26 protein-coding genes and 1 tRNA gene are annotated in these 25,925 nt (G+C 40.3%); 14 read left to right on the forward strand and 13 right to left on the reverse strand.

Features of this window, described 5'->3' with window-relative positions:
* Positions 1-100 precede the first annotated feature (100 nt).
* From BVC88_RS16360 to BVC88_RS16370, 3 genes are all read right to left on the reverse strand, one after another.
* Complete coding sequence (locus BVC88_RS16360) at positions 101-1,159, reverse strand: NAD(P)H-dependent glycerol-3-phosphate dehydrogenase (RefSeq protein WP_075351793.1); 1,059 nt, start codon at positions 1,157-1,159, stop codon at positions 101-103.
* Positions 1,134-2,828: a 1-acyl-sn-glycerol-3-phosphate acyltransferase gene (locus BVC88_RS16365; RefSeq protein WP_075351794.1), complete on the reverse strand. Its 1,695-nt coding sequence runs from the start codon at positions 2,826-2,828 to the stop codon at positions 1,134-1,136. The genes BVC88_RS16360 and BVC88_RS16365 overlap by 26 nt, the downstream gene beginning before the upstream one ends.
* A gap of 85 nt (positions 2,829-2,913) precedes the next feature.
* On the reverse strand, positions 2,914-3,393 hold the full coding sequence (locus BVC88_RS16370) for a DUF4199 domain-containing protein (RefSeq protein WP_075351795.1): 480 nt from the start codon (positions 3,391-3,393) through the stop codon (positions 2,914-2,916).
* A 151-nt stretch (positions 3,394-3,544) separates the two neighbouring features.
* Between BVC88_RS16370 and BVC88_RS16375 the strand changes: the two genes are divergently transcribed.
* Complete coding sequence (locus tag BVC88_RS16375; RefSeq protein WP_075351796.1) at positions 3,545-4,519, forward strand: polyprenyl synthetase family protein; 975 nt, start codon at positions 3,545-3,547, stop codon at positions 4,517-4,519.
* An 82-nt stretch (positions 4,520-4,601) separates the two neighbouring features.
* Positions 4,602-5,570 carry a Fic family protein gene (locus tag BVC88_RS16380; protein ID WP_075351797.1) on the forward strand — a complete coding sequence of 323 codons (969 nt, stop codon included), beginning with the start codon at positions 4,602-4,604 and terminating at the stop codon, positions 5,568-5,570.
* On the opposite strand, the gene thrC is transcribed toward BVC88_RS16380, so the two are convergent.
* Genes thrC through thrA form a run of 3 tightly spaced genes read right to left on the reverse strand, consistent with a single transcriptional unit; the run spans position 5,565 to position 10,293 of the window.
* The gene (gene thrC / locus BVC88_RS16385; RefSeq protein ID WP_075351798.1) at positions 5,565-6,866 is read right to left on the reverse strand and encodes a threonine synthase; all 1,302 of its coding nucleotides are present in this window, start codon (positions 6,864-6,866) and stop codon (positions 5,565-5,567) included. The two genes, BVC88_RS16380 and thrC, sit on opposite strands and share 6 nt — an antisense overlap.
* Before the next feature lie 44 nt (positions 6,867-6,910).
* A complete protein-coding gene (locus tag BVC88_RS16390) occupies positions 6,911-7,843 on the reverse strand; it encodes a homoserine kinase (RefSeq protein ID WP_075351799.1) in 933 nt (310 codons plus the stop codon).
* A complete protein-coding gene (gene thrA, locus BVC88_RS16395) occupies positions 7,843-10,293 on the reverse strand; it encodes a bifunctional aspartate kinase/homoserine dehydrogenase I (RefSeq protein WP_075351800.1) in 2,451 nt (816 codons plus the stop codon). Before thrA ends, BVC88_RS16390 begins: the two co-directional genes overlap by 1 nt.
* A gap of 407 nt (positions 10,294-10,700) precedes the next feature.
* On the opposite strand from thrA, the gene BVC88_RS16400 reads away from it, so the two are divergent.
* Positions 10,701-11,123: an META domain-containing protein gene (locus BVC88_RS16400; RefSeq protein WP_075351801.1), complete on the forward strand. Its 423-nt coding sequence runs from the start codon at positions 10,701-10,703 to the stop codon at positions 11,121-11,123.
* Here the strand turns inward: BVC88_RS16400 and BVC88_RS16405 are convergent.
* From BVC88_RS16405 to BVC88_RS16415, 3 genes are read right to left on the reverse strand one after another with little or no spacing between them, the layout of a single operon-like run.
* Positions 11,120-11,575 carry a hypothetical protein gene (locus BVC88_RS16405; protein ID WP_075351802.1) on the reverse strand — a complete coding sequence of 152 codons (456 nt, stop codon included), beginning with the start codon at positions 11,573-11,575 and terminating at the stop codon, positions 11,120-11,122. The genes BVC88_RS16400 and BVC88_RS16405 overlap by 4 nt on opposite strands.
* 4 nt (positions 11,576-11,579) lie before the next feature.
* Positions 11,580-12,041, reverse strand: coding sequence for a nuclear transport factor 2 family protein (locus BVC88_RS16410; RefSeq protein ID WP_075351803.1), 462 nt, complete (start codon positions 12,039-12,041; stop codon positions 11,580-11,582).
* An 11-nt stretch (positions 12,042-12,052) separates the two neighbouring features.
* Positions 12,053-12,730: an SDR family NAD(P)-dependent oxidoreductase gene (locus BVC88_RS16415; RefSeq protein ID WP_075351804.1), complete on the reverse strand. Its 678-nt coding sequence runs from the start codon at positions 12,728-12,730 to the stop codon at positions 12,053-12,055.
* Positions 12,731-12,789: 59 nt separating this feature from the next.
* Here BVC88_RS16415 and BVC88_RS16420 point away from each other — a divergent pair, with 59 nt between their 5' ends.
* Together BVC88_RS16420 and BVC88_RS16425 are read left to right on the forward strand one after the other, a co-directional pair.
* Complete coding sequence (locus BVC88_RS16420) at positions 12,790-13,683, forward strand: mechanosensitive ion channel family protein (RefSeq protein WP_075351805.1); 894 nt, start codon at positions 12,790-12,792, stop codon at positions 13,681-13,683.
* Positions 13,664-14,002: an MGMT family protein gene (locus BVC88_RS16425; protein ID WP_075351806.1), complete on the forward strand. Its 339-nt coding sequence runs from the start codon at positions 13,664-13,666 to the stop codon at positions 14,000-14,002. Before BVC88_RS16420 ends, BVC88_RS16425 begins: the two co-directional genes overlap by 20 nt.
* Here the strand turns inward: BVC88_RS16425 and BVC88_RS16430 are convergent, their stop codons facing one another.
* On the reverse strand, positions 14,003-15,445 hold the full coding sequence (locus BVC88_RS16430) for a sodium:solute symporter (protein ID WP_075351807.1): 1,443 nt from the start codon (positions 15,443-15,445) through the stop codon (positions 14,003-14,005).
* 52 nt (positions 15,446-15,497) lie between these two features.
* On the opposite strand from BVC88_RS16430, the gene BVC88_RS16435 reads away from it, so the two are divergent.
* From BVC88_RS16435 to BVC88_RS16465, 7 genes are all read left to right on the forward strand, one after another.
* On the forward strand, positions 15,498-15,791 hold the full coding sequence (locus BVC88_RS16435) for an ATP-dependent Clp protease adaptor ClpS (RefSeq protein WP_075351808.1): 294 nt from the start codon (positions 15,498-15,500) through the stop codon (positions 15,789-15,791).
* 14 nt (positions 15,792-15,805) lie between these two features.
* A complete protein-coding gene (recR, locus tag BVC88_RS16440; RefSeq protein ID WP_075351809.1) occupies positions 15,806-16,426 on the forward strand; it encodes a recombination mediator RecR in 621 nt (206 codons plus the stop codon).
* 111 nt (positions 16,427-16,537) lie between these two features.
* A tRNA-Ala gene (locus BVC88_RS16445) sits at positions 16,538-16,614 on the forward strand.
* A gap of 296 nt (positions 16,615-16,910) precedes the next feature.
* Positions 16,911-17,333, forward strand: a complete 423-nt coding sequence (locus tag BVC88_RS16450) for a hypothetical protein (RefSeq protein ID WP_075351810.1) — start codon at positions 16,911-16,913, stop codon at positions 17,331-17,333.
* 43 nt (positions 17,334-17,376) lie between these two features.
* Entirely contained in the window at positions 17,377-17,802 is a 426-nt protein-coding gene (locus BVC88_RS16455; protein ID WP_075351811.1) for a hypothetical protein, read from the forward strand.
* A gap of 20 nt (positions 17,803-17,822) precedes the next feature.
* Entirely contained in the window at positions 17,823-18,095 is a 273-nt protein-coding gene (locus BVC88_RS16460) for a hypothetical protein (protein WP_075351812.1), read from the forward strand.
* 1 nt (position 18,096) lies between these two features.
* Complete coding sequence (locus BVC88_RS16465) at positions 18,097-18,906, forward strand: Cof-type HAD-IIB family hydrolase (RefSeq protein WP_075351813.1); 810 nt, start codon at positions 18,097-18,099, stop codon at positions 18,904-18,906.
* A 56-nt stretch (positions 18,907-18,962) separates the two neighbouring features.
* On the opposite strand, the gene BVC88_RS16470 is transcribed toward BVC88_RS16465, so the two are convergent.
* The 3 genes from BVC88_RS16470 to BVC88_RS16480 all read right to left on the reverse strand — a co-directional run bounded on the left by BVC88_RS16470 (position 18,963) and on the right by BVC88_RS16480 (position 21,751).
* Positions 18,963-19,640, reverse strand: coding sequence for a DUF2461 domain-containing protein (locus BVC88_RS16470; protein ID WP_075351814.1), 678 nt, complete (start codon positions 19,638-19,640; stop codon positions 18,963-18,965).
* A gap of 191 nt (positions 19,641-19,831) precedes the next feature.
* Entirely contained in the window at positions 19,832-20,362 is a 531-nt protein-coding gene (locus BVC88_RS16475; RefSeq protein WP_075351815.1) for an REP-associated tyrosine transposase, read from the reverse strand.
* Between the two features lie 93 nt (positions 20,363-20,455).
* The gene (locus BVC88_RS16480) at positions 20,456-21,751 is read right to left on the reverse strand and encodes a UDP-N-acetylmuramoyl-tripeptide--D-alanyl-D-alanine ligase (protein WP_075351816.1); all 1,296 of its coding nucleotides are present in this window, start codon (positions 21,749-21,751) and stop codon (positions 20,456-20,458) included.
* Positions 21,752-21,844: 93 nt separating this feature from the next.
* Between BVC88_RS16480 and BVC88_RS16485 the strand changes: the two genes are divergently transcribed.
* Both BVC88_RS16485 and BVC88_RS16490 read left to right on the forward strand, forming a co-directional pair.
* Positions 21,845-23,929, forward strand: a complete 2,085-nt coding sequence (locus BVC88_RS16485; protein WP_075351817.1) for a T9SS type A sorting domain-containing protein — start codon at positions 21,845-21,847, stop codon at positions 23,927-23,929.
* 260 nt (positions 23,930-24,189) lie between these two features.
* A complete protein-coding gene (locus BVC88_RS16490; RefSeq protein ID WP_075351818.1) occupies positions 24,190-25,896 on the forward strand; it encodes an amidohydrolase in 1,707 nt (568 codons plus the stop codon).
* The last annotated feature ends 29 nt before the right edge of the window (positions 25,897-25,925 follow it).

The raw sequence follows: 25,925 nt of genomic DNA on the forward strand, positions 1-25,925 counted from the left end.
TTTTTTGAAAAAATCTCTAAAAAAATAAGGTTGTCAGAATTACTACTGACAACCTTATTTTTTTGCTTTGAAAGACCAACTCAGTTAGACCAGATTCGATTTAAACAAAGTCAACATCCACGCTAAATGGATACTTCATCAGAAACTGAAGTGCCTCCTCGATTTCAAGGTCTTCAAACAATACTTTATACAAATTCTCGGTGATAGGTGCTCGAAGTCCGGTAGTTTCTAAGAAAGCCTTGATGATAAGAACAGTATTTATTCCTTCAGCTACCTCATCCATACTTGCTAAAATCTCCTCCAAACTTTCTCCTTTTGCCAGTTTATATCCAACAGTATAATTTCTTGAGTCAACCGAATTGCAGGTAGTTACCAAGTCTCCAATTCCCGCTAATCCAAATACGGACTTCACGCTTCCACCCAGCGCATTACTTAAGTGAACCATTTCTACCATTCCTCTGGAGATCAATAGTCCTTTCGCATTTTCTCCCAAGCCTAAACCTGCTAATGCTCCCGCTGCGATCGCAATTATATTTTTCAAAACCCCCGAAAGCTCAACCCCAATGATGTCAGAATTTCCATAAACCTGAAACTTTTCAGAACGAAGCAGTCGCTGTCCTTCCAAAATCACTTCGTTGTATTTACTGGCAATGACAGTCGCAGCCGGTTGGCCTTGAATCAATTCTTTGGAGAGATTTGGACCTGCCAGACATCCCACCCGCACTGCGACAGTCTCCTGCAGAATCACCTCGCTCATAGTCAGAATTTGATTCCGGTTTAGTCTTTTCACAGTATCCAGTGTTTCACCTGGTTTAAGATTTAAGCTGAGCCCTTTGGTCCCGTGTATGATCAGATGGTAAGGGAAAAGAAAGGGGGCAAAAGTTCGTACTACCTCCAAGAATCCCGAAGAAGGGATCATGAAAAACAAAATATCGCAACGCTCGCAAATATCTTTAGGCTCATTCGTAGCTAAAATAGAGGAGTCAAGCTTTTTGCCTTGAGCAGAATGATTGCTATTTATTTCATGGACTACTTCTTTCTTGCGGGCATATACAATGACATTGTTTTTCTCAGCCAACATATTTGCAATTGCAGTACCAAAGCTACCAACCCCGACTACACCGATTACCTTTTCATTTGAAGAGTTTTTCGAGTCCATAACCTGTCAGTCTGTTGTGATAAAAATAGAGTAAACTCATATCCTGAGTGGTGATATTTCCTGAAGAATCCATCACCAGAGGGCGTTTGGCATGATACATCCCTACGTTGTCCATCCCATGAGAGATAATCTCTTCAATATCTCGGTTCATATGAGGAGCTGTTTTGATCAAGCCCTGAGATTTTAATTCAAAAATTGCATTCAAAACATTTTGACATTCTTTTTTGAATTCTTCATAGGGGATAATTGAATCTTCTTCTGGAAGTCTCAATAATTCAAACAAATCCAGTTTTTGATTTTTCCTCTTGATCATTTCAAAAGCAGTGAAAGAAACTAAATGTGAACTAAAAACGCGATTGATTTTATGGAATTCCTCCACTATTCGCTTCCCAAGCATATTCGTGTATTCTTCCTCACGCTGCTGGTCTACCGTCACTACTCCGTCAGACATAAAATAGTCTCGAGTATGGATTTGTCTTCCGTTCTTATCAATAGTTCGACCATCCTTGTCTACATAATTCCCAAGAACATCCATCGCTTTGCCAATAGACACAGAGATATCAGAACCTTTGGTGAAAAACTTGACCAAAAATTTAGAAATTTTATATGAAGTCGAAAACTCATCGTTCTCTTTGTAATAACGCTCTTGACCAGTAGAACTCAGGTGATCGCGGATCAAACTTGGAGCCTCCAGCACAAAATGATAGTTGATCGTAACAGGAACAATGAATATTTTTCCTGAGATCTCATTATTTCCTGCCTGGTAATTGGCACGCTGAGCTTCGATTGCAGTACTGAGCAGACCTAGCTTCAGCCTGGATTCGATCGTGCCACTTCTGGATCTTGTGCCTCCAGGAAAAAATAAACTATGACAACCAAACTGAATAGCTTCTTTTGAATAAGTCTTCAAAGTCTCCAAATACATCAGATTCTTTTTCCTGCGATCAACTTTATAAGCACCAAGGGCATTCATAAAGTATGCAAAAATGGAAATATTGAATAGGTTTAATCCTGCTCCATAGATGAATGGAGGCAGTCCCAAAACGGAAATAATCCAACCAATGAGAATACTGTCCAAATTACTAAAATGTGTAGGCACCATGACGATCGTTCCCTTGGTGGCCAGATCTCGAATCTGATCAGTTTCTCCAGTAATCTGGATTTTATCCTGGAGGGTATATTGATTACTAAAAATAGACTTAATACCCTTTACCCTAGCCGCATTCAGCAATCTGGAAAACCCATAGGTTACCACACTACGCGTAAATTTATAATGAGTCGCTTTGAAATTACTCGCGATTTCCTCTGCGTATCTATTCGTGATTTTGTTGAGAACAGACTTATAGCCTTCGAATCGACTAGTCTTTTTCTCTTCACTACTGATATGTAGCAAGGAGGACTTCACTTCTCCCCAAAACTCCCCCTCATCATCCGGATCTACTACCCATGGGTTTTGCTTGATGCGGAGCTTTTCTCTATAAAGGGTAGTCTCAAGTTCTTCTCTAAGGATTTCAGGATTATTTCCAGTTTGTTTGAGAATTCTATTTTCGGCAAGGTCAGCGACTTTTTTTACAAATTCTTTACGCTCTCTAGCCAGTTTGACCACCGGCCATTCTTCCTTACTTGGAAGTATTGGTTCGTATCGATGTTTGATGTATTTCTCCTCCAAGGCGAGTTTCTATTTTTAAAAATTTCATCAAAGATAATCAAAAGACCTTCTGTCCCCGAATTATCAAAAGAGAGAAGATTTGAAATTAACTTTTTGATTTTAAAAAAAAGGCTAAAATAGCAGTTGTTACCAACCCCATAAGCAATGCTCCAACAGCCGCTTGAATCATATAGCTTTGAATATTGAAATAGGCTTCTGCTGCTTCGCGGTTCAATTCCCCCGCACTTACCGAATAATCGATCACGTTGTTGAAATAATCCGGTGTTATAAATTTATTGATAATGTACTGTGTCAAAGGACTGAGAATCGCCACAAACACCGATAGAATCGCGCCAGAAGTAAAGCCTTGTTTGTAATTCATGACTCCCTTGAAATAATTTCGCTTTTTATCCAGCAATGCAAAAACATAAATGGTAATCGCTACTACTGCAAAAATATTGGTTAGAGAAGCGTGATCGGCGATTTTTTCATCATGCCAGCCGAGGGATTTCTCAACTAGCATCCAAGCCAATGTGGCCAAGGAAAAGATAATCGCCCACTTAATTTCAATTTTAAGATTTTTCATAATGCGTAGGTTTTGTGATAGATACTGGGATATCATAAACAAAATACGAAATTTTGAAAACGATAACGATTTTAGACTGTTTCAATGTCTATATACTGATTACTATTGCCCAAGAAAGAAAGGGTAGTATTTTTACGCTATCAAAGACCTGATGAAAGCAGACCTCAAGCAAATACAACATCCGATTGCTTCCGAAATGACTGAGTTTGAACTCAAGTTTAAAGACTTGATGAAAAGCAAAGTCAAACTTCTCGATCATATCATGAATTACATCGTGAAGCGAAAGGGTAAGCAAATGCGGCCTATGTTCGTTTTTTTGAGCGCTGGATTGACAGGTGGTATTAACGAGTCAACACATCGGGGAGCAGCGCTTATTGAGCTATTACACACTGCCACGCTTGTTCACGATGATGTAGTCGATGACGCAAACTATCGAAGAGGTTTCTTCTCCGTAAATGCCTTGTGGAAAAATAAGATCGCCGTGTTGGTTGGGGATTTCCTATTATCCCGAGGACTTTTACTTAGCGTAGACAATGATGATTTTCATTTGTTGAAAATCGTATCCAATGCGGTAAAGGAAATGTCAGAAGGCGAACTCCTTCAAATTGCCAAAGCCCGAAAACTCGATATTACTGAGGAAGTTTATTATCAGATCATTCGCCAAAAGACTGCTAGCCTGATGGCTTCCTGTTGCGCGGTCGGAGCGTCTAGTACAGCCAGCAGTGTAGAGACCATCCAACAGATGCGGACTTTCGGGGAAAAAGTAGGAATGGCTTTTCAGATCAAAGATGACCTTTTTGACTACGGTGATGATGAAATTGGAAAACCGGTTGGCATAGACATCAAAGAAAAAAAGATGACTTTGCCATTGATTTACGCACTTTCTCAGGCAGATTGGTTTGAGAAAAGACGGATTATTAGTTTGATCCGAAATAAAAGCGACAATAAAAAAGCAGTCAACGAAGTGATTGACTTCGTGAAAAAAAGTGGCGGATTAAACTATGCTAAAGAAGCCATGTATCGGTTTTACGAAGAGGCGATGGTAATCTTGAATCAATTCCCGGAATCGGAATATAAAACATCAATGGCAGCATTGGTGGATTATACCATTGAGCGGAAGAAGTAAGTCAGCTCCTAAAAACTAGTTTTATTTTTTTATTACTTCTTGCCAATTATTTTAACTTTGATAGTATCAAATGATACTATCAATGAGGCCTCCTTACGAAATCACTTCTCAAGTTTTAAGTTTAGTAAGTTCGATTTCAGAGAAAATCGGCGAGGCAAATTCACTTTTTTTAGACAAACAATCGCCTCAACTTCGGAAGCAGAATAAAATAAGGACCATCCATTCCTCTCTACAGATTGAGGGAAACACACTTTCTGAAGAACAAATAACTGCCATAGTTGAAAACAAACGCATAATTGGTCCACAAAAGGACATTATCGAAGTCATCAATGCGATTGCTGTTTATGAAAGTTTGGACTCGCTAAAATCTGTTTCAGAGAAATCCTTCCTTTCTGCTCATGGCTTAATGATGAAAGGATTAATAACTCAAGCTGGAGCATACCGGACTTCAGGTGTTGGAGTTGTAAAAGGTTCTCAGGTAGCGCATTTGGCTCCTCCGGCTCAAAATGTCCCGGGATTGATGAAGGATCTGTTCAATAATCTTAAAAATGACCAAGAACTGGCATTGATCAAAAGCTGTGTTTTTCATTATGAAATGGAATTCATTCACCCGTTTATAGATGGAAATGGAAGAATGGGAAGACTATGGCAAACAATAATTTTAAAAGAACGGTATTCAGTTTTTGAATTTCTTCCATTTGAAACATTAATCAGTCAAAGCCAAGAAGAGTACTATCAAGCTTTAGCCGCAAGTGACAAAGCTGGGAAATCCACTATTTTCATTGAATACATGCTTCGAATCATCGATAGTTCACTTGAAAACCTACTCAAAATTACCGGTAGAACTTTAACTTCTGATGAGCGCATTTCCTACTTTTTGACCTTAGGCAAAAATGAATTCAGCAGAAAAGATTACATGGGAGTATTCAAAAGCTTATCCACCGCCACGGCAAGTCGTGATTTGAAAAAGGCCTTAGAGAAAGAATTTTTTTTAGCTAAAGGAGAGGGAAATCAAATGAGGTATTTCTTAAATAAGAACAACAATTTATGATTTTAGATTAGTTAAAAATCCCTTAAACTCCTCAAAATCATTTCCCATCGGAATCACTTTCTTATCTCCTTCCAAGAAAGCCGCTAATCGCTCGGGTAAAACCACTTTTTCTCCCAATGCTTTTTCCACCACGTCTCTGAATTTTCCGGAATGTGCAGTTTCTAAAAACACGCCTTGATAACCCGGGTTAACCTTCATAAAATCCACTAACCCCAAATACCCCACAGCTCCATGCGGATCTAGCGTGTATCCGATTTCATTGACTTTCTGAATCGCTTTCACTGTTTCTGAATCCGAATAAAAAGCACCAGATACGTGCTGCTTTAAGCGATTTTCATCGAAATCATACAAAGCCAACAGTCTAGGAAAGTTGCTGGGATTTCCTACGTCCATGCTATTGGAAACCGTCTGAACAGATGGCTTCGCTAAAAAGGCGTCTCCAGCCAAAAACTGAGGAACTACTTTGTTTTCATTGGTAGCAGCCACGAAGTGATCGATTGGCAAACCCATTTTTTGGGCTAAAATACCCGCAGCCAGATTTCCGAAATTCCCGCTTGGCACAGAAAAAACAACCTTTTTGCCATTTTGTGGAAGTCTTGAAAAGGCATAGAAATAATACAAACATTGCGGAATCCAGCGCGCAATATTGATTGAATTTGCCGAGGTCAGGAGAAGTTTCACATTCAATTCAGGATCTAGAAATGCTTGCTTTACCATTCGCTGGCAATCATCAAAAACACCTTCCACTTCCAGCGAGGTGATATTTTCAGCCAAAGTGGTGAACTGCTTTTCCTGTAGCTCACTTACTTTTCCTTTCGGAAAAAGAATAATTACTTCTACTCCATCTACTCCTAGAAAACCATTTGCCACTGCGCTTCCTGTATCTCCGGATGTCGCTACTAATACCCGAACTTTTTGGGCTGATTTCGCCAGTAGCATACTCATCAATTTCGAACAAAACCGAGCTCCAAAATCCTTAAATGCCAGCGTTGGCCCATGAAAAAGCTCCAAGCTATAGACATCTTGTTCCACTTCCACCAGCGGCGCATCAAAGACCAGCGTATGATCTACCAATTCCTTGATTTGAGAATCGCTTAACGCAGAAGAAAAAAGCGCACCAATGACTTTATAACCAATCTCTCGAAAAGTCATTTTCGAAAAGTCAACAAAGAACGATTCTTCCAAAACAGGAATCTCTTCTGGCATATATAACCCTTGGTCTGGAGCCAAACCTTTGATGACAGCTTCAGACAGTGAAACTTGATTAGATCGATTGGAAGTGCTATAAAATTTCATTTGTATTTGGTGCTTCTAAAAAAAATGGATCAGATTTTTCAGGATTAATCCTGAATCACATATGACCCTTGCGTATTGATTTTTGAGAAATAGGTATCTACTTCCAAACCGATAGTTTGATAGATTTCTTGTGCGGCGGCTGCAATTTTCTTGGAGTTCTCTTCCCCTTTGGAAAGGGCAAATAAAGTTGGTCCTGATCCTGAAATACCCATACCTAATGCACCTGCATCTTTTAAGGTTTCTCTGATCTCATAAAACCCGGGAATCAAAACTGCCCGATAGGGCTCCGCAATCACATCTTTTAGTGATCTTGAAATCAAATCGTAATCCTCCTGATACAGTCCTGCTATCAAACCGGCCACATTGCCAGACTGAATAGTGGATACTTTCATTGGAATCTGATCCCGCAATACCGATCTGGAATCAGCGGTATTCAATTCAAAATGCGGATGCAACAAGGTACAATACAACTGATCAGGTACGTGTAATTTGATTACATCTAAAGGATGATAATCTCGAATCAATACAAATCCTCCTAATAAGCTCGGGGCCACGTTATCTGCATGAGCAGCTCCGCAAGCCACTTTTTCAGCGACTATTGCAAAGGGAAGCAAATCCTTCTTCTCAAATGGATTTCCCAAAAGTTCATTTGCAGCCACTATTGCTGCCACTGCACTAGCTGCACTCGATCCCATTCCTGATCCTAGCGGCAAACCCTTTTTAAGATATATGTCTATTCCGGGATTTATCCCCATCTCGTCCAGCATAGCTTGAATTGCTACTGCACAGGTGTTTTTGGAAGTTTCCAAAGGCAACCTTCCTTGATCTCCTTCGATAGAAACTACCCGAAGTCCAGGCTCATCTTTGAGCACCAGCTCTACGGTATCTCCCATCGCATCGATGGCAAATCCAAGAATATCGAAACCGCAGGAAACGTTGGCTACAGTGGCTGGGGCAAAGGCTTTGACAGATTTCATTATTCTCGAGTATAGTTACCGATTCGAATCACATCTGCAAAAACTCCTGCAGCGGTCACATCTGCTCCCGCTCCTGGCCCTCGAATAATCATCGGTCGATCAAGGTACCGATCTGTGGTTAAAAGAATCATATTATCACTTCCACTCAAGGAACTGAAAGGATGCGAATTTGGAAGGGAATTCAAACCTACTTTAGCCTCACCATTTTCTAAAGTCGCCATGAATCGAAGTTTTTCTCCATTTGCTTCGGCGGACTTCAATAGATCTAAAAAGGATTGATCGTGCCCTTTTAGTTTTTCGAAAAACTCAGCCACTGTATCAGCCTTTTGGCAGTCCTCAGGCACCATACTTTGAATCGTGATATTATCAAACTCCAAAGTCTGCTCAGCCTCTCTACCCAGAATTAATATTTTTCGGGCAACATCCATTCCGCTGAGATCGTCTCTTGGATCGGGCTCTGTATACCCTTTTTCCTTGGCAAGCTTCACTACTTCGGAGAATGGGTCCCCTTTTTCGAGTTCAGAGAAAATGAAATTCATCGAACCACTCAATACTGCTTCGATCCGAATGACTTTATCACCAGAAAGCATTAAATCCTGTAGTGTATTAATCACCGGAAGACCAGCCGCGACATTCGTTTCATAGAGAAATTTGACTCCTCGCTTTTTTGCGATTCTTTTTAAGGCCAAGTAATTCTCCATCGATCCGGAATTTGCCTTTTTGTTTGGAGTCACGATAGCAACTTTCGCTTCCAGAATTTCAGAATAAAGCTCAGCTACATCCTGACTCGCGGTACAATCCACAAAAACAGAATTGGAGAAGTTCATCTCTTCCATCTTTGCTATAAATCGATTGAGATTAGTTTTCTCATCTGCCTCACTGAGTTGATACGGGTTTTTCAGGTCGAATCCATCCTCATGAAAAGCCATAAACCGACTATTGGCCAAGCCGTGAATTTGAATATCCAATTCGTTGTCGCCACGCAATTTCTCCTGCTGATTAGCAATCATTTTAATTAATGCCTGCCCAATCAAGCCTGTCCCTACCAGAAACACGTGAAGAACTTTATTCTCAGAGAGGAAAAATGCCTCGTGCAAGGCGTTCAGCGCTTTTTGAAGATCTGCTTGTGGAATTACCGCGGAAATATTCAATTCCGAACTTCCCTGCGCAATCGCAGCGACGTTGATATTATTTCTTCCCAAGGCACGAAACATTCTTCCAGAAGCTCCCGGATTATGCTTCATATTTTCTCCTACCACCGCGATAGTTGCTAGATTATGAAGCAAAGTCACCTCATCCATTTCGCCGGATTTGATCTCATAGTAGAATTCCTTTTCTACTGCCTCTTTGGCCAGTAATGCCTCGTGAGACTTTATCGCAAGACAAATGCTATGCTCTGAAGATGCTTGTGAAATCAGAAGTATAGTAACTTTTGCTTCTGCCAAAGCCTTAAAAACCCTACTACTTGCTCCGGCAGAATCCATCAGTCCAGCGCCTTGGACAGTGACCATGGAAATGTTTGAAATAGAGCTGATCCCTTTTATCAAAGGTCCTGCACTTACTTCACCATTGATCAGGGTTCCTGGATTTTCTGGCTCAAAAGTATTCTTGATATAAATCGGAATACTCCGCTTCATCGCCGGCTGCATAGTTGCAGGGAAAATCACTTTGGCACCGAAATGCGAAAGCTCCATAGCCTCACTATAACTCAACTGGGGAATGGTAAATGCAGTATAAACCAACCTTGGGTCCGAGGTTAAAACTCCGGAAACATCGGTCCAAATCTCTAAATCTGTGGCTTCCAAAGCCCCTGCAAAAATTGCTGCTGTATAATCTGAACCAGATCTGCCCAATGTGGTAGTTTCTCCCTTTGCTGTAGAAGCAATAAATCCTGTGATCACTTTCAGACCTTCATGTTTTCCAAAGTAGGATTTGATTTGAGAGTTGGTAGTTTCAAAATCCACTTTTGCCTGCCCAAATCGATCATTTGTCCGGATCACATCCCTTGCATCCAAAAACTGAGTTCGCACTCCCTGAGCCGAAAGGGCCTCTGCCAGAATAAATGCGGACAAACGCTCTCCAAAACTCGCGACATAATCTAGTGTACGCGGTGAGTTTTCCTTGATCAAATAGATACCGTGAAAGAGATCCTCTAATTCTTTGAATCGGACCTTGACATAAGTCATGACAGTAGACTGATTATGCACTCCTATGAGCTGCCTGACAAGCATCAAATGTTTTTCTTCCAAGGTTTGAAGAAGGTCTCGATACGTTTCATCGCCTTCCCTAGCCAATCTGGCAATCTCTAAAAGGCTCTCAGTAACACCCCCAAAAGCTGAAAAAACAACAGCGATTTCGCTCCGTTTCAGTTTTTCCTGAAGAATTGAAAAAACTCGTTTAATGTTATCATGGTTCGCTACGGATGAGCCACCAAACTTGATGATTTTCATAAATAAACTGGAAATTAATTTCTGTAATTGATTATGCCTTTTCAGGCCTCGGAGGCGGGTACTTTATAGATCGAACGGGATCAACCCGTAATCATCGTGAACATTCCGGTGGTCATAGAAAAAAATGTGCATGCGCCAGTCGCCGAGATCGGAAATTGGGTTTCATTGGAAGAAAATTTCGCTGCAAATACCATGATTGGAAAATTGACTTGACAATCTTACTGCCTAAATCTCAATTAGCCAAACAATTCATTAGAGTTTTTTAAAAAAAATAGCCTAAACATTAGAAAAAAATCAAAAAAGGAGTCAATTATTACTATAAGATCTTATTTGGGGAATTCCATTAATCTGAATTTTGGCTAAATTAGATCTTTACATTTTCAACTTTCCCATCAAAATAAAACACTATGAAAGCAATCAAGTCATTCAGTATAGGATTAATTTTCTTTGTTGTAAGTAGCTGTGGAAGTTTAAACGCTATAAACCCTCTCAGTCTTTTGATGGGAAATTCATGGGCACTGTCTTCCCTAATGGGAAAGAGTCTGGATCTAAGTCAATTTGCAGATGGCGTTCCTTCCCTTAATTTTCTTGAAGGCGGAAAACTAGCAGGTTTCACGGGCTGCAACAATTTATCCGGCAGCTTTGCTCTTGAGGGCACATCTATCAAACTCGATCCGGGTGCAGTTACCAGAAAAGCTTGTCCGGGAACTGGTGAACAAGATTTTCTGGGAGCTTTGAGTAAAGTGGGAAATTTGAAAATTGGAAAAGACAAACTAACTCTTCTTGATGGAGAAGAAGAATTAATGAGCTTTATTCCAAAGAATGATTAAAATAGGCCTTCGATTTTCATCATCTTACCTCTAAAATTGACCTCTCCACCTTTTTTCTGCCCGATCAAAGTTTGTCCAAGTGGAGAGCTTTCACTTAGTAAAAAGATTTTTTGTCCATCCACATCAAGCTGACCAAGACTTAGAGAAATCAAGAAAACATCATTTCCCAATTGGACCAAACTACCTTCTTGCACAGTTGGAGATATACCCTTTATAGATTGGAGTCTACAGAGTTCGTCAAACTCAAATTTAGCTTGCTTCAGTTGTTTTTCAACTGTAAGTAAATCTTGAGTCATAGTCTCACGACCAGTCTCAAACTTATCTCCTGCACTACTTTTGGTGTCTTCGAGAATCCCAAGATTAATCGCTCGACGTTCTTCATCAAGCATTTTAATTTTTTCCTTCACCTTGGAAATGGCGGTCTCATAAACCTTTGCCTTTAATTCATTCATATTCTTAGGGGTTGCAAGGCTCCTTGCGACGGGTATCAATGATGTATACTATTTTCCAGCCTTCGGCAAATTTGACCAACTGAAAGGAATTCACCCCACAATGACTAAAATCACCATTGACATAAAACTCATAAGGTGTCCAGGCTGTTGCCATCGGACCATCTATTTTGATTTGATAATCTAAAATCCGCTCATCAAGTTGGGTATCTGCTGGGGTCGTACCTATCCGGTTTAAGAAATCTGGAACAGAGCCCGCGTTAACTTGAGGCCCATCAGCTGACATAGCAATAGTCTGCATAATCGCATTTCCTGAGAAAACAGCAGCAATTTGATCCGTATTTTTGGCTCTCATTCCATCAAAAAGCGATTCGATCAGATGCTGAACTTCCTGCTCGGCAGTTTGGGCTAGACAGATATTTGAAAAGAAAGCTGCAAATACAAATGCTAAAATTAGTTTAATTTTCATCTTAAAATAAGTTAGACCTCACCGTAAAGTTTGAAAGTAGTGTTTTGAAGTGCTGGAGTATTCACTGCGAAATGCATGGATTCTGCGATATCGGTTGGAGTCACCCATTTACTATAGTCCGCATCAGGCATCGAGTCCCTATTCTGTGGAGTATCTATAATACTTGGCACAAAGATATGGGATCGAATTGAAGTCTCTTTGGTCTCCTCTCCTACTATTTCCGCCAAATCGAAAATTAATTTCTTGCTCATCGCATAGGCGAGTTTGCCGACTGCATCTTCTAATTGCAATGCCGGACGAGCCCCAACAAAAAGCATTGTTCCTTTTTTCTGATTTTTCATGATTGGTAAAAAGCCTTTTACAAGATGGAAGGCGCTAAAAAAGTTGAGCTTGAACATGTTTTCAAAATCTTCCTGATTAGTCTCCGTAATAGAGCCCATTGCAAATCCCCCAACGATCATTGCCAGCGCATCCAATTCACCATATTGCATTTGATATTCCTTAATGAATTCAGCCACAGCATTTTCATCCGTCACATCCACCTCGTAGATGTCGTCAGCCTCTTCTACTTGTTCATCTTTATTGGGCTGAACCAAAGCGATGATATGATAACCTTCACGCTTAAACTTTTCCACTACGGCTGTTCCAAGATTTCCGGCTGCTCCAGTTATGATTATATTTCTGCTCATACTAATTAAAATTTGTCTCGTATTATTCCTAAAATTAGGCTTAATTTTTAAAAAAAGGCATGAACCAACTTAAATCGATCATAAAGAGTAAGGAAAATGTAAGGAGACGAAACTTCGTAATAAAACTCACTATTTTATTCGGATTGGAATTTTTGTATGAAGGAAATTCCTTTTTGACTAGGTACATTTCAGAAAGCGTTTTCATCCAGGCAGGACTCCGAGCTTTAATTTTCTTGCTGAGTGCAAACCTTATCATTTCTTTGGGAAGGATTGCAGTATTGAAATTTTACCTTCAAAAAACTGATGATCACAAAGTCCAGCCAAATTTTATGATCGGAATAGACCGGATCAGCTGGATTCTGAATGTGAATATCTTATTGATAGCAATTATGCTTGCCTTCAATATTAAACCTTTAGAGTTTCTGACGAGCATCACTATTGTCGCTGCAGCTATTGCCCTCTTGACAAAAGACTACATCACTAATATTGTCAACGGGTTAATCATCATGTTTTCTGAGCAGCTGGAGATAGGCGATAAAATCACAGTAGGGAAGAATACCGGTTTTATTCGAGACATCACTTTGGTCAACCTGGTATTGAAAGGAGAGTCGGGGGAAATTATCTTGGTGCCAAATAACCTGATTTTCAGCTCTGACGTAGTGAATTACTCCAAAAACGACTCACATCAAGTTATTATTGATTCAGAAATTCCATTTCATTCAAATATCAAATTACAAGAGCTAGAGGTATTTCTTTCCAAAGAATTAGCCCCATTTTCAGAGCGGGTTTTTGTAGATGGAGCTCAATTAAATGTCCTGGAAAGAAAGCCCGAAAGTCTGGTAGTCCGTTTCCAATTCCCAATCAAATCGGGGGAAAAAGAAATCGAAAAAAATGCAAAAAAAGCAATTAACCAAGCCATACTAAACTGGTCCGATGAAAGAAGAAAAGCCTAATTACTTTGATTTAGTGTACCAAGTGGTGCGATTGATCCCAGAAGGCAGAGTAACTAGCTACGGCACAATTGCACATTATCTGGGACTGAAAAGTGGAGCCCGAATGGTGGGCTATGCTATGAATGCAGCCCATACCATGGCCGATGTGCCAGCGCATAGAGTGGTAAATCGAGTTGGTTTATTGACGGGGAAAAATCATTTTTCCACCCCAACAGAAATGCAGGAATTGCTCGAAAAAGAAGGCGTGAAAATTGAGAATGATCAAATTCAGAATTTTGAAAAGCATTTTTGGAATCCCGAGATTGAACTTACAGTCTAATTATTTTTTGCGAAGCAAAAACAATCCAGTAAACATTAGGAGTCCGTTCAAAATCAGTACTTCAAAGCCAAATTTGTAGCCCCAAAGCCAAGCCTCTGAATTGGAGCTGATGATATAGGCTAAAACCGGAGCTGCTACTGCTATGTATGGAACCCAACGATCCTGAACTTGCCATTTTGTAAAAAGCCCAAATGAATATAATCCCAAAAGGGGCCCATAGGTGTAGCCCGCAATTATAAATACTGAATTAATGACGCTTTGATCGTTGATCCAATAGAATAAAAGGATCACTAAAAACATCACAAAAGTAAATACCAAGTGTACTTTTTTGCGGATACTCACTCGCTTTTCTGCAGGATATTTTCGCTCAAGCTCCAAGAAATCAATACAAAAAGAAGTTGTTAATGCGGTCAAAGTAGAGTCTGCACTGGAATAGGCTGCGGCGGTGATTCCAAGTACAAAAACAATCCCTGCAAAAGCGGAAAAATGCTGCGTTGCAAGCATTGGAAACAGCTCATCTGTTTTAGCTGGAAGTGAAATCCCATTCGTCTCCGAATACAAATAAAGCATGACCCCAAGTGAGAGAAAAAGCAAATTCACGATTACAAGAATGATGGTAAACCAAAACATATTCTTCTGTGCTTCTCCGATATTCTTACAAGTCAGGTTTTTCTGCATCATATCCTGATCAAGTCCAGTCATCACGATTGTAATGAATGCCCCTGATATAAACTGCTTGAAAAAATTGGTTCCTGCTTTCCAATCCCAATTAAAAATCTTCGATCTCGGGTCATTTGAAACTGCGGTAAAATAGTCTTTGACGCCCTCAAAATTCAATTCGTTCCCAATCAGAATAATACAAACCACCACTGCTGCAAGCATAAAGAAAGTCTGAAGCGTATCTGTCCAAACCACCGTTTTGATTCCTCCACGATGGGTATAAAGCCAAATCAACCCAACGGTAATCAATACAGAAACCCAAAATGGAATGCCAAGGGAATCAAAAAGAATCAACTGCAATACTGAGGCGACTAGAAACACCCGAAGGGATGAACCCAAAGTCCGGGAGAGAATAAAGAAAAAAGCACCAGTCTTATAAGACCAAAACCCAAATCGATCTTCTAGGTAAGAGTAAATCGAAACCAGATTTAAGCGATAATAAAGCGGTAGTAAAACCTTGGCAATGGTGAAATAACCTAATGTATAGCCTAAAACAACTTGAAAGTAAAAGAAGTTAGAATTACCCACCTCCCCTGGAACAGAAATAAAAGTCACTCCGGAAAGCGATGCTCCGATCATTCCAAAAGCGACCAAAAACCAGGGTGATTGGCGGTCCCCTGTGAAAAAAGTGTCAGCAGAAACTTTCCTGGATGTAAACCAGGAAATCAGAAAAAGCAGTAAGAAATAACATGAGATTACTACGAGAACTATTTGGGGATTCATAAATGAGGAGCTGACGGTTCGCTAAGTTGTCTAATATTCTTAATTTTGCAAAATGAATCAAATGAACACACCCCATCCGATGTTTGAGGAAGAAGAAGTATTAGTGGAGGAATTAGTCGATTTGGACGCCTATGATTTGGTTGTTTATAATGATGATTTCAACACATTTGATCATGTCGCCAATATTTTAGTAAAAGTTTGCAAGCATACTGTCGAACAAGCAGAACAATGCACCCTAATTATCCATTATAAAGGGAAATGCGCCGTGAAAAAAGGAGGTTACGAAGAGTTAAAACCACTTTGTGAAGCTATTTTAGACGCTGGAATTCAAGCTGCAATAGTTTAATTAATCCCTATCTAGTGAACATCCCCTCCAAACTCATCGAAGACGCGGTAACCGAAATCTCCAGACTTCCCGGTATCGGTAAAAAAACTGCATTGAGGCTTGCTTTACATCTTCTAAAGCAAAACGAAGTGAACACCGAGGCGCTTGCATTAGCCCTCACACGGATGCGATCTGAAATACAGTATTGTAAAACATGCCACAACATTTCAGACGATGAAGAATGCAGTATTTGTATTAGTCATCGAAGAGACGGAAGTTTAATCTGTGTGGTTGAAGACATTAGAGATGTTTTGGCCATTGAAAACACCAACCAATTTTCAGGAAAATACCATGTTCTTGGAGGCGTCATTTCTCCTATTCAGGGGATAGGTCCAGAAGAGTTGAAGATTGAATCTTTAATGGATCGAATCGAAAAAGCATCACAAGATCAGCCGGTTCAAGAGGTTATTTTGGCACTTTCTGCTACTATGGAAGGTGATACAACTTCATTTTATCTAGCTAAAAGATTAAAGGAAAAATCTATAAAAGTAAGTACGATAGCAAGGGGAATCCCTGTTGGTGGCGAACTTGAGTTTACCGATGAGGTAACTCTGGGTCGAAGCATTCTAACTAGAATAAATTATTCGACGGAGTAAATATTCTCTTGTAAACAAGAAACTGAGGTCTATATTTGCAAACCATAAAAAGGGGGATTAGCTCATCCCGATAGCTATCGGGAGGCTAGAGCGGCAAACATTAAAATACAAGGGGGATTAGCTCAGCTGGCTAGAGCGCTACACTGGCAGTGTAGAGGTCATCGGTTCGACTCCGTTATCCTCCACCAAGGCAAGTCTTTTGACTTGCCTTTTTTTTTTCCATAGAAGATTAATTATTGACTAAAGCGATTCGCTAGCTAGCGGGAAGGTTCCCGATCAATCGGGACAGGCTATCGGTTCGACTTCCCCCGAAAGCTTTCGGGGCTCCACAATAGCAAGCCTTCGCACTTGCTATTTTTGTTTATAAGATCATGCAAAAAGTATATTTGTATGAGATATGACCCTGAGATTTACCACTTCACTTCAATAATTAGAGCAACTTAACTAAGCCAGATTTCGTCTAAAAGCTAATTCTCAAAACCCAATGAAAGCACAGATGGCAATCCTTTTTTCAATTCTACTATTCTTTTCATGTGCTGAAGATCCAGCCTGCATTGATAACAAGATTGGGGAGGAGATTTCGATTCAAGTTTTTGATACCGCTGCCTATTGCAGTGAAAACCTTTCGATCACCTTCAATGCTTATCCCAATGACTCCCGATGCCCTTCTGATGTCACTTGCATTTGGGCTGGATTTGTAGAAGTAGAATTACTGATCAATCAAAAAGGCAAGGAAAGCATGTTGAAATTATCTACAGAGCCAAATGTATCAGGCTTACCTGTCCAAAATAAGGTTGGCGATTACTCCATTAAACTGATCGATGTGACTCCTTACCCAGCCACTAATGTCAGAATTGACCCGAATCAATTTAGGGTCGTCTTACTGGTAGAAAAAGCTTCTTCCTGATTTTTTATTAATTTGAAGTTTCAATTTCATCTAAACCAAATTAATGAAAACTTCAAATTTGATTTTTCTTCTTCCCTTGCTATTGGTTTTAGGTTCCTGCTCCTGCAATCCTGAAGGTCTAATCAAGTTTGCTGCAAAAGGAATGGAATCCATGATCGGGGAAGGTTTCCTTCCTTCAGATGAAATCCGGCAACTGGGTGACTTCCAAAGTATGAGTGTCAACTTAAGCACCAACAAAACAGATGACACTGTAGAGTCTACTATTTTTCTCAAACTCGAAAATGGAGATCCGCTTATCCTTGGGAATCAACCTGAAGTCCTAGCCAGAAAATGTGCTGAGATCTACCTCAGCGGTTTTGAAAACGCTGATAATTATAAACAGATTACAGTGCAATTCCTTCAAGGTGACCCTTCCAACCCGGAAAATTTTGCAATGCAGGAATACACCTTTGATACCTCCGATTTTTAAAAACTTAACCACTAAGCGCTATGAATATTCCAGAAGAATTTAAAAAGCCTCCCGTAACTCTAGGCGATTGGATAATATCTGTAATTGTTACAAAAATCCCCCTTATAGGATTTATTATGCTCATAGTTTGGGCAGTAGATAAGAATACTGATCCAAACAAAGCTAATTGGGCAAAAGCAGAATTGATCGTAAAGTTGATTGGCTTTTTGATCGTAATCATTTTCATAGCCATTATAGGAATTGGCTTCTTCACCAACTTTGCTGATCAAGTGGATTGGTCAGACTTCGATTAATATGATTAAAGCGTTATGTTCTGATATTGATGGGACACTGCTGAATTCAATTCGGGATCTTTCTCCTCGATTGAAAGATGTAGTGAACCGATTTCCGGCAAACTTCCCTGTCATCCTAGCGAGTTCGCGAATGCCAGATGCAATGCGGCATTTGGTCAATGATCTCGGAAAGAATCCCCAACCTTTGATAGCCTACAATGGTGGCTTTGTATTGAGTTCAAAAGGCGAGGTCTTGGAAGACGTGTCAATTCCAATTGAATTGGTGGAGAAAATCCTGCGCCTCACAGAAAAATCTGATATACATATCAGCTTATATCAAGGAGAAAATTGGTACGAAGAGAAAGATGACTATTGGTCTCAGCGTGAAGTGAGAAACACCAAAGTACAATGCACTTGGATGAAGGGCTTTGAGGTAGTCGATATGTGGAGCAAAGGGGTTTCAGGAGCTCATAAAGTTATGTGCATGGGCTCATCTCAAGACATCTCTTGGCTTTTTGGAGAATTACATTTCGAACATGCATTGGATCTGCATCTCTACCGATCCAGTGATACGTATTTAGAAATCGCTCCAAAAGCAATTTCCAAAGCAACAGGGCTGAAAAAAATCTTAGCTCATGAATTTGATTTTGGAATGGAATCTGTCATTGCCTTCGGAGACAATTACAATGACATAGACCTTCTTCAATCTGTGGGATGGGGAGTAGCGGTAGACAATGCCAGACCGGAAGTAAAAGCAGTAGCAAAGGAAATAACACTACATCACAAAGAAGACGGTGTCGCCGCAATCCTCGAGAAACTACTGGAAAAATGAGAAGTCTGAAATTACAAATCTGAAATTTTCAGACTTCTAACTTTAGCTTTCTAACTTTAAAGAATACCTGATCCATCTTCCACATCTTCAATAGCACGGCTTAAAAATTCTTGAAAAGGTTTCATTCGCTGAAATCCATCCAAAGCCACATTGATAAAATTTCCCGAATTAATATCTTGATCTGTCATCGGTTTGCTAAGGATGAAGCTTTTCAATTTTAAAAATTCAATGAATTCGTGATCTGCATCATAGTCTCTAGGACTGGTTTTTAATTTTTCTCCTTCTATTCCAGTGTAAACTTCAGCAATTGCCTTACTCTCCAATATTTTTTTCAGCTCAGCTCCAGAGTAGTCAATTTCCCTTCGAATTTTTTTCAAAGAATGCGAACTCGGCATCCATAGTCCTCCGCCAATAAAAGATGCTCCGGGCTGAACATGAACATAATACCCAGGCCATTCTACTTTCTTCCCTTTGGCAGAGAAATAAGCTGAAAAGTTATTTTTATACGGGTTTTTGTTGGCTGAAAACCGAACATCCCGATTAATCCTGAATATGCAATCCTTTGGCTTAAAGGTAGCCATTGCAGGCTCAAATGCCTCCACACCCTTTAGCATTACAGCCACATCCTCAATGAATTCTTCTCTAGAATCGAGATACCATTTCTTATTATCATCCATCCACTCTTTGGAATTGTTGGCTGCTAAGGCTGACAAAAATTTGAGATAGGGCCGCATAGATTTAATTTAAATTGAAGAATGTGAAATTCAGAAGTAATAACAAGGCAAAGACTCACAGGTTTAAATAAAGTCAACCAAAGTCTCCAGTTTCATTCCACGGCTGCCTTTGATCAAAATCAGGTAGTCCTAAGCTACTCGAGGTTTGTAACCTCGAGAACCTATCAAAAGATTTGCAATCCTAGATCCAATCATCCAAAATGAGCTAAGACCAAAGGACCTCTTCTAACTCCATGAAAATCTCCTGCACTGCTCAATAAATAGTCTTCAGCCTTCTCCACAATCCCAGCTCGAATTGGGTTTTCATGAATATAATTCACTTTTGTCTGAAAAAAGGTATTAGAAAAAATCTCCTCTCCATGATAACCCTTTTCCCAAAACCAAATTTGATTTTCAAAACGGAGTGTCATTTCTAACCACTTTTTCCTACTCTCAACCGGGTTCTGCTGAATTTCTTTAAAGATTTTTTTAGCAGTGAATTTTCTCAAATCTCTGATTATATCTGATAGATCCTCATTTTTAGCTCTTAAAATCAAATGACAATGATTACTCATGATGACCCAAGCAAACACCTCCAAGCCCTTGGAAAGTTGACAGTATTTCAAACTATCTAGCAATATTTCAGCATATATTTTTCTTGTAAAAATATCCACCCATTGATGAACCGTAAATGTCACAAAATAAACTCCCCCTTGATCTTTAACGACATATTCATTCCCCATAAGTCTTAAAAAAAAGATTAAAAATCTAATGATAGGACCTCGAAATTACAAATTTCGAGGAGCTGCGTATTAACAAGGCAAAGACTCACAGGTTTAAATAAAGTCAACCAAAGTCTCCAGTTTCATTCCACGGCTGCCTTTGATTAAAATCAGGTAATCCTCAAGTTTACTATCCTCAAGCCAGTTCCGAAATGAAAATGGATCAGGAAAATAAAGTGCTTTCGGCGCAGTCTCCAAGGCTGAAACAATCAAGTTTCCAGTAAAACAAACCTTATCTATCGCGTACTCGCTCACGATCTCTCCTAGCCTTCGATGCTCAGCCTCAGCATGATCCCCCAACTCAAACATATCGCCTAGGATAATCATCTTATGCTTTCGGCCAGTCATCGCCCCAAAGGTACGAATCGCTACTTCCATACTCGAAGGATTGGCATTGTATGCGTCCAGAATGATCAAATTGCTTCTTTTCTCAACCAACTGAGACCGCATATTTTCTGGCCGGTAATTCACTATTCCTGCAATAGCTTTATCCATTGGGACACCAAAGAATTTTCCCAAAGTCAGCGCCGTAGCGATATTCCCAAAATTATAAGCCCCAATCATCGAAGTCAGAAAAACCTTCTCTGAGCCCTCAGCAGAAAACTTGACAAATGGATCTGCTCCCTTAAACTCCACTTCACAGAAATCCCCTTTGGCAGGATACAAAACCGGCTTTTCAAATCGCTTGATCATATTGGACAAAATTGGATCCTGCGAATTGATAAACACTGTTCCTTGATTTGCTAACAAATGTTGGTAAAGCTCAGTCTTCGTTTTCAAAACACCCGCGGGGCCACCCATTCCTTCCAAATGCGCTTTTCCAATATTGGTGATAAAACCATGCGTGGGCTCAGCAATCTCACAAAGCTCTTGAATATCGCCTTGCTTGTTTGCCCCCATTTCGACAATGGCAATTTCATGCTCCGGCTTAATCTGAAGCAAAGTCAAAGGCACTCCGATATGATTATTCAGATTCCCTGTTGTGGCAAGCGTATTGAATTTTTGCTTTAAAACCGCATTCAACAGTTCTTTTGAGGTAGTTTTCCCATTCGAACCGGTCAAACCGATAATCGGAATATTCAACTGATGCCGATGATGATTTGCCAGTTTTTGCAAGGCAATCAAGGCATCCTCTACCAAAAAGTACCGCTCGTCCCCTTCGATCAAATACGCTGCTTCATCGATCACTACTGTGCTTGCCCCAATCTCCAAAGCTTTTGCAGCAAAATCATTTGCATTGAAATTTGGCCCCTTTAGGGCAAAGAAGATATTTCCTGGATTGATTTTTCGAGTATCCGTACTGACGCCAGTACTGGCTAAATAGCGTTGATAGAGGTCGGAGATATTCATAGGTTTTTCAAAAATTATTCTCAAAATAAACGAATCATTCACATCTTTGAGGCCTGACAGCCGTATTAATTTTAGTCTGAATACCTCCAATTTATGCGCAAAATTTATCTTGTATTTCTTTTCCTTCTTTCGACTGGGGTAAAAGCGCAAGAAAATTATAACCTCAAAAATGACTTAAGTATAGATTTATCTGGCGAAATCCTGACGGCTCCTTTCGCAGGAGGGATCAATTCAGCTCAGATTCAGACCATCGACCTCACAGGTGATGGGACCGAGGAATGGGTGATCTGGGACATCAATTCCCGACAACTTCAGGTCTTTGAAAAGTCAGGTGATACTTTCAGACATTTACCAGACCTCAGCTATTTATTCCCTGCAGATATTTCAGGTTTTTTGAAATTGGTAGATTATGACGGAGATGGAAAAAAGGATTTGTTTACAGCCACAGCATTAGGGATTAAAGCCTACAAAAATACCAGCCAGGGGAACCAACTTTCTTGGACAATCGCACAAAATTTCCTGAGATTAGATGGCTCTGGCAATATTCAAGTGAATAATCTGGATACACCATTGATTCAGGATTTGGATTCCGACGGGGATTTGGATTTAGTGATCTTCAATTTTGCTTCAGGTGATTTTTTGGAGTTTTACAAAAACACGTCCATTGAGCGAAAGGGCGTTAGTGACATCGATGGCTTTGCTTTTCCGGTTCGATTCTGGGGGAATTTTGTTTTTTGTGGTTGCAGCGAATTCACCTTTGGGCAGACTTGCCAAGGCTCGCCGTTAGCCCCAAACTCCCGGATCGATGAAAGTCAGCGCATTCAGCATGCTGGCGGACATTCAATTCTTTACCAAGATTTTGACGGAGATGGGGTTTATGATTTAGTGCTCGGAAGAGATGAGTGCAGCAGTCTTTATTTCCTTCCCAATCTTGGCACAAATGCAAATCCAATTTTTGAAAGCTTCAAAACTGAAATTCCCGACTTTGGTAAATTTCCCGAATTTCCACTTTTCCACATTGGTCAGTTGATCGATAAGGAACTGATTATTTCCCTAAACACAAATGAATCTGCTTTCAATTATGATATCGATTTCCAGAATTCAATTGTCAAATTGGCTCCAAATGGAGATTTAATTAAACCTCTTCTCCAAGATCAAATTCTTGATTTAGGGGAGAATTCCCGGCCTTTTTTCAAAGGAAATAAAAATGGAGGAACGCTGATTTTCACTAGCAATCAGCTCAAAAATGGAGAAATCAAATCCGCTCTTTCCACATTTGTTTTTCAAAATAAAAGTTTTAAAAGCCAAACCGTTGGCTCCGATTTACCAAGCAATCTAAAACTCCTCGATGCCCAGTATTTAGAATATAAAGATAAGACCAACCAATCCTACCAGTTTTACAATGGGGTTATTTTTGAAAGAAATGTTCCGAAACAGCAACTTTTTGAAGTTTTTTCAGATGGAATTCAGCCGATATCCATTTCCGGATACGAACCAAGAATTGGGGACTATCTCCAGTTTTTTGGATATTCTCAAAATGATTACCTACTCGTAGCAAAGCAAAATGGAGGCTTGGATTTGTATGAAGTCAATTTCAATTCCTTAGCCGCAACTATTCAGGAACGGGACTTCTTGGGATTTGCGGATAATCCTGCCAATCGGAATTTGAATGTAGCCGTACTCCAAAAAGACAATCCTGACCTCTATGCAATCGACCAGCGAGGGCTTTTGGTGAAAGTGGAAGACTTTATGAATTCTGACTCGCGAAAAGACGTTTTGGTGACATTGGGAATTCAAAATTTCCCAACCCGTCTTGGGAGAAATAACTGGATCGCGGTAGTGAATCCACTTTTCAGTGAGGCTCCTGATTTAATCTTGGGAACAAAAGCTGGAGGGATGATCTACCTCAAAGCTGTAGGAGACTCCAATTCCGGTGGAGATGAATTCCAACTTAAAGTCTATCCCAATCCAAGCGAGGGTCCAATCAAAATTATCTCCAACTTAGCTGCAAAAGGTCGCTTGGTTAATGCCTTGGGGCAAATACTTTTAGCGGATATTGAAATCCCCGCCAATACTACAGTAGAAATTCAAGCTCAATTTTTAACTCCAGGGCTTTATATTTTGAACTTAGAAGTGGATGGAAGATTTACCGAATCCCGGAAGGTTTGGATTCGGTAATTATAGGATTGGTTTTGGGGGATTGATCCAAAACTTTTAGCTTTCAGCAAATAAACCAAACATGAAATCGAGCATAACTCGGATAGTCCAACTGAGATGTATTAAAAATGCGAGATTCTCCCAATTCTCTTGACGAGAAATATGAACCATAGAAAACAAATTATAACCATAAGAAATCGAGCATGACTAAAAAATCACACACTGATGATTATATTCTGCGAGTTTCCTTGTGACCATTCAAAAACAATTATTAAAAACACATGAAGTATTTTTACTTATTAGGAATATTAGGAATAATCCTTTTTTCCTGCTCCTCCAAAAAAGCCGAACCGGCCGATCTAGTCTTTACCAATGGTATAGTTTACACAGTAAACGAAGCTAATCCAACTGCTGAAGCGGTAGCCGTAAAAGGCGGACTGATCCTAGCTGTAGGTACTACTGCAGAAATTAGCGAGCATATCGGTGACCAAACCGAAGTGATCGATCTACAGGGCAAAACCATGACTCCAGGCCTAATCGAATCCCATGCACACCTTATGGGTATTGGATACAACAAGCTGGAACTTGATCTGATGTACGTGAAAACCTACGATGAACTGGTCGAGAAAGTGGCCGAGGCTGTGGCCAAAGCAAAACCAGGCGACTGGATCACCGGGCGGGGTTGGCATCAGGACAAGTGGATCGAAAAGCCCGAAAAAATGGTGAAAGGATTCCAAACCAACGACAAACTAAACGAAGTTTCTGCCGATAATCCAGTCTACCTCAGTCATGCTTCCGGACATGCTTCCTTTACCAATGCAAAAGCATTGGAATTGGCAGGCATCTCCAATCTTAAAGGCGAACGACCGGGTGAAGTAGAAGGTGGTGAAATCATTCTGGATGAATTGGGAAATCCTACGGGTGTTCTGACTGAACGCGCCTCAGGATTAGTCGCAAGATTGATCCCAGAGACTACACCAGAGAAAGACGAACAAGCCTTGACTTTGGCCTTGCAAGAACTGGTGGAGAAAGGGATTACTTCCTTTCACGACGCAGGAAGTGGGCAGGAAGTGATTGATTTGGTACAGAAATTCAAAAATGAAGGAAAACTGACTGTCCGCCAGTACATTATGCTCACTGGTCGTCAACCAGAGCTCTTAGAAGAGTGGTATAAAAAAGGTCCAATGATCGACTCATCGGATCACATGCTTACCGTTCGTTCGATCAAATTGAATTGCGATGGAGCTTTAGGCCCTCGTGGCGCTTGGTTATTGGAAGATTATACAGATCGTCCTGGGCATCGTGGCCATGAGACCCTTCCTATGTCAGTAGTGACAGAAGTTTCAGAACGTGCTTTACCACTAGGCTTTCAGGTTTGTGCGCATGCCATAGGTGACCGTGCCAATCAGGAAATTTTGGATCGCTACGAAGCTGCTTTAGCTAAAAATCCAAACGCAACCGATCATAGATTCCGGATCGAGCATGCGCAGCACATTCATCCGGATGATATTCCAAGATTTGGGGAATTGGGCGTAATCGCAGCCATGCAGGCCATTCACCTAAGTTCGGATCGTCCTTGGGCGATAGATCGCTTAGGCGAAAAGCGAATCATTGATGGCGCCTATGTTTGGCAAAAGTTGATGAAAACTGGAGCGGTAGTCACCAACGGTACTGATGCACCAGTAGAGCCTGTAGATCCACTTCCTTCTTTCTATGCATCCGTAACAAGAAAAACATTGCAAGGAATGCCGGAAGGTGGTTATGAAGCCGATCAGAAAATGACCCGAGCGGAAGCCTTAAAATCCTATACCTTGGATGGGGCATTTGCAGAGTTTGAAGAAGATTTCAAAGGTTCGATTGAAGTAGGTAAGGCAGCTGATTTTACCATCTATGATAAGGATATCATGCAGGTGGCCGAGGAGGAAATTTTGACTACGAAAGTGATGATGACGGTGGTTGCTGGAAAGGTAGTTTTCAGTAAGCAGTAGGCAGTATTACAATAGACTGTGGTAATGAT

The sequence above is a fragment of the Algoriphagus marinus genome (genome assembly GCF_001936475.1).
Classification (GTDB): Bacteria; Bacteroidota; Bacteroidia; order Cytophagales; family Cyclobacteriaceae; genus Algoriphagus; species Algoriphagus marinus.

Bases quoted from the DNA above. Each gene is read 5' to 3' on its own strand.
- BVC88_RS16360 (WP_075351793.1), bottom strand. From the start codon at position 1,159: ATGGACTCGAAAAACTCTTCAAATGAAAAGGTAATCGGTGTAGTCGGG.
- BVC88_RS16370 (WP_075351795.1), bottom strand. From the start codon at position 3,393: ATGAAAAATCTTAAAATTGAAATTAAGTGGGCGATTATCTTTTCCTTG.
- BVC88_RS16375 (WP_075351796.1), top strand. From the start codon at position 3,545: ATGAAAGCAGACCTCAAGCAAATACAACATCCGATTGCTTCCGAAATG.
- BVC88_RS16380 (WP_075351797.1), top strand. From the start codon at position 4,602: ATGAGGCCTCCTTACGAAATCACTTCTCAAGTTTTAAGTTTAGTAAGT.
- thrC (WP_075351798.1), bottom strand. From the start codon at position 6,866: ATGAAATTTTATAGCACTTCCAATCGATCTAATCAAGTTTCACTGTCT.
- BVC88_RS16390 (WP_075351799.1), bottom strand. From the start codon at position 7,843: ATGAAATCTGTCAAAGCCTTTGCCCCAGCCACTGTAGCCAACGTTTCC.
- thrA (WP_075351800.1), bottom strand. From the start codon at position 10,293: ATGAAAATCATCAAGTTTGGTGGCTCATCCGTAGCGAACCATGATAAC.
- BVC88_RS16400 (WP_075351801.1), top strand. From the start codon at position 10,701: ATGAAAGCAATCAAGTCATTCAGTATAGGATTAATTTTCTTTGTTGTA.
- BVC88_RS16405 (WP_075351802.1), bottom strand. From the start codon at position 11,575: ATGAATGAATTAAAGGCAAAGGTTTATGAGACCGCCATTTCCAAGGTG.
- BVC88_RS16410 (WP_075351803.1), bottom strand. From the start codon at position 12,041: ATGAAAATTAAACTAATTTTAGCATTTGTATTTGCAGCTTTCTTTTCA.
- BVC88_RS16415 (WP_075351804.1), bottom strand. From the start codon at position 12,730: ATGAGCAGAAATATAATCATAACTGGAGCAGCCGGAAATCTTGGAACA.
- BVC88_RS16420 (WP_075351805.1), top strand. From the start codon at position 12,790: ATGAACCAACTTAAATCGATCATAAAGAGTAAGGAAAATGTAAGGAGA.
- BVC88_RS16425 (WP_075351806.1), top strand. From the start codon at position 13,664: ATGAAAGAAGAAAAGCCTAATTACTTTGATTTAGTGTACCAAGTGGTG.
- BVC88_RS16430 (WP_075351807.1), bottom strand. From the start codon at position 15,445: ATGAATCCCCAAATAGTTCTCGTAGTAATCTCATGTTATTTCTTACTG.
- BVC88_RS16435 (WP_075351808.1), top strand. From the start codon at position 15,498: ATGAATCAAATGAACACACCCCATCCGATGTTTGAGGAAGAAGAAGTA.
- BVC88_RS16450 (WP_075351810.1), top strand. From the start codon at position 16,911: ATGAAAGCACAGATGGCAATCCTTTTTTCAATTCTACTATTCTTTTCA.
- BVC88_RS16455 (WP_075351811.1), top strand. From the start codon at position 17,377: ATGAAAACTTCAAATTTGATTTTTCTTCTTCCCTTGCTATTGGTTTTA.
- BVC88_RS16460 (WP_075351812.1), top strand. From the start codon at position 17,823: ATGAATATTCCAGAAGAATTTAAAAAGCCTCCCGTAACTCTAGGCGAT.
- BVC88_RS16465 (WP_075351813.1), top strand. From the start codon at position 18,097: ATGATTAAAGCGTTATGTTCTGATATTGATGGGACACTGCTGAATTCA.
- BVC88_RS16470 (WP_075351814.1), bottom strand. From the start codon at position 19,640: ATGCGGCCCTATCTCAAATTTTTGTCAGCCTTAGCAGCCAACAATTCC.
- BVC88_RS16475 (WP_075351815.1), bottom strand. From the start codon at position 20,362: ATGGGGAATGAATATGTCGTTAAAGATCAAGGGGGAGTTTATTTTGTG.
- BVC88_RS16480 (WP_075351816.1), bottom strand. From the start codon at position 21,751: ATGAATATCTCCGACCTCTATCAACGCTATTTAGCCAGTACTGGCGTC.
- BVC88_RS16485 (WP_075351817.1), top strand. From the start codon at position 21,845: ATGCGCAAAATTTATCTTGTATTTCTTTTCCTTCTTTCGACTGGGGTA.
- BVC88_RS16490 (WP_075351818.1), top strand. From the start codon at position 24,190: ATGAAGTATTTTTACTTATTAGGAATATTAGGAATAATCCTTTTTTCC.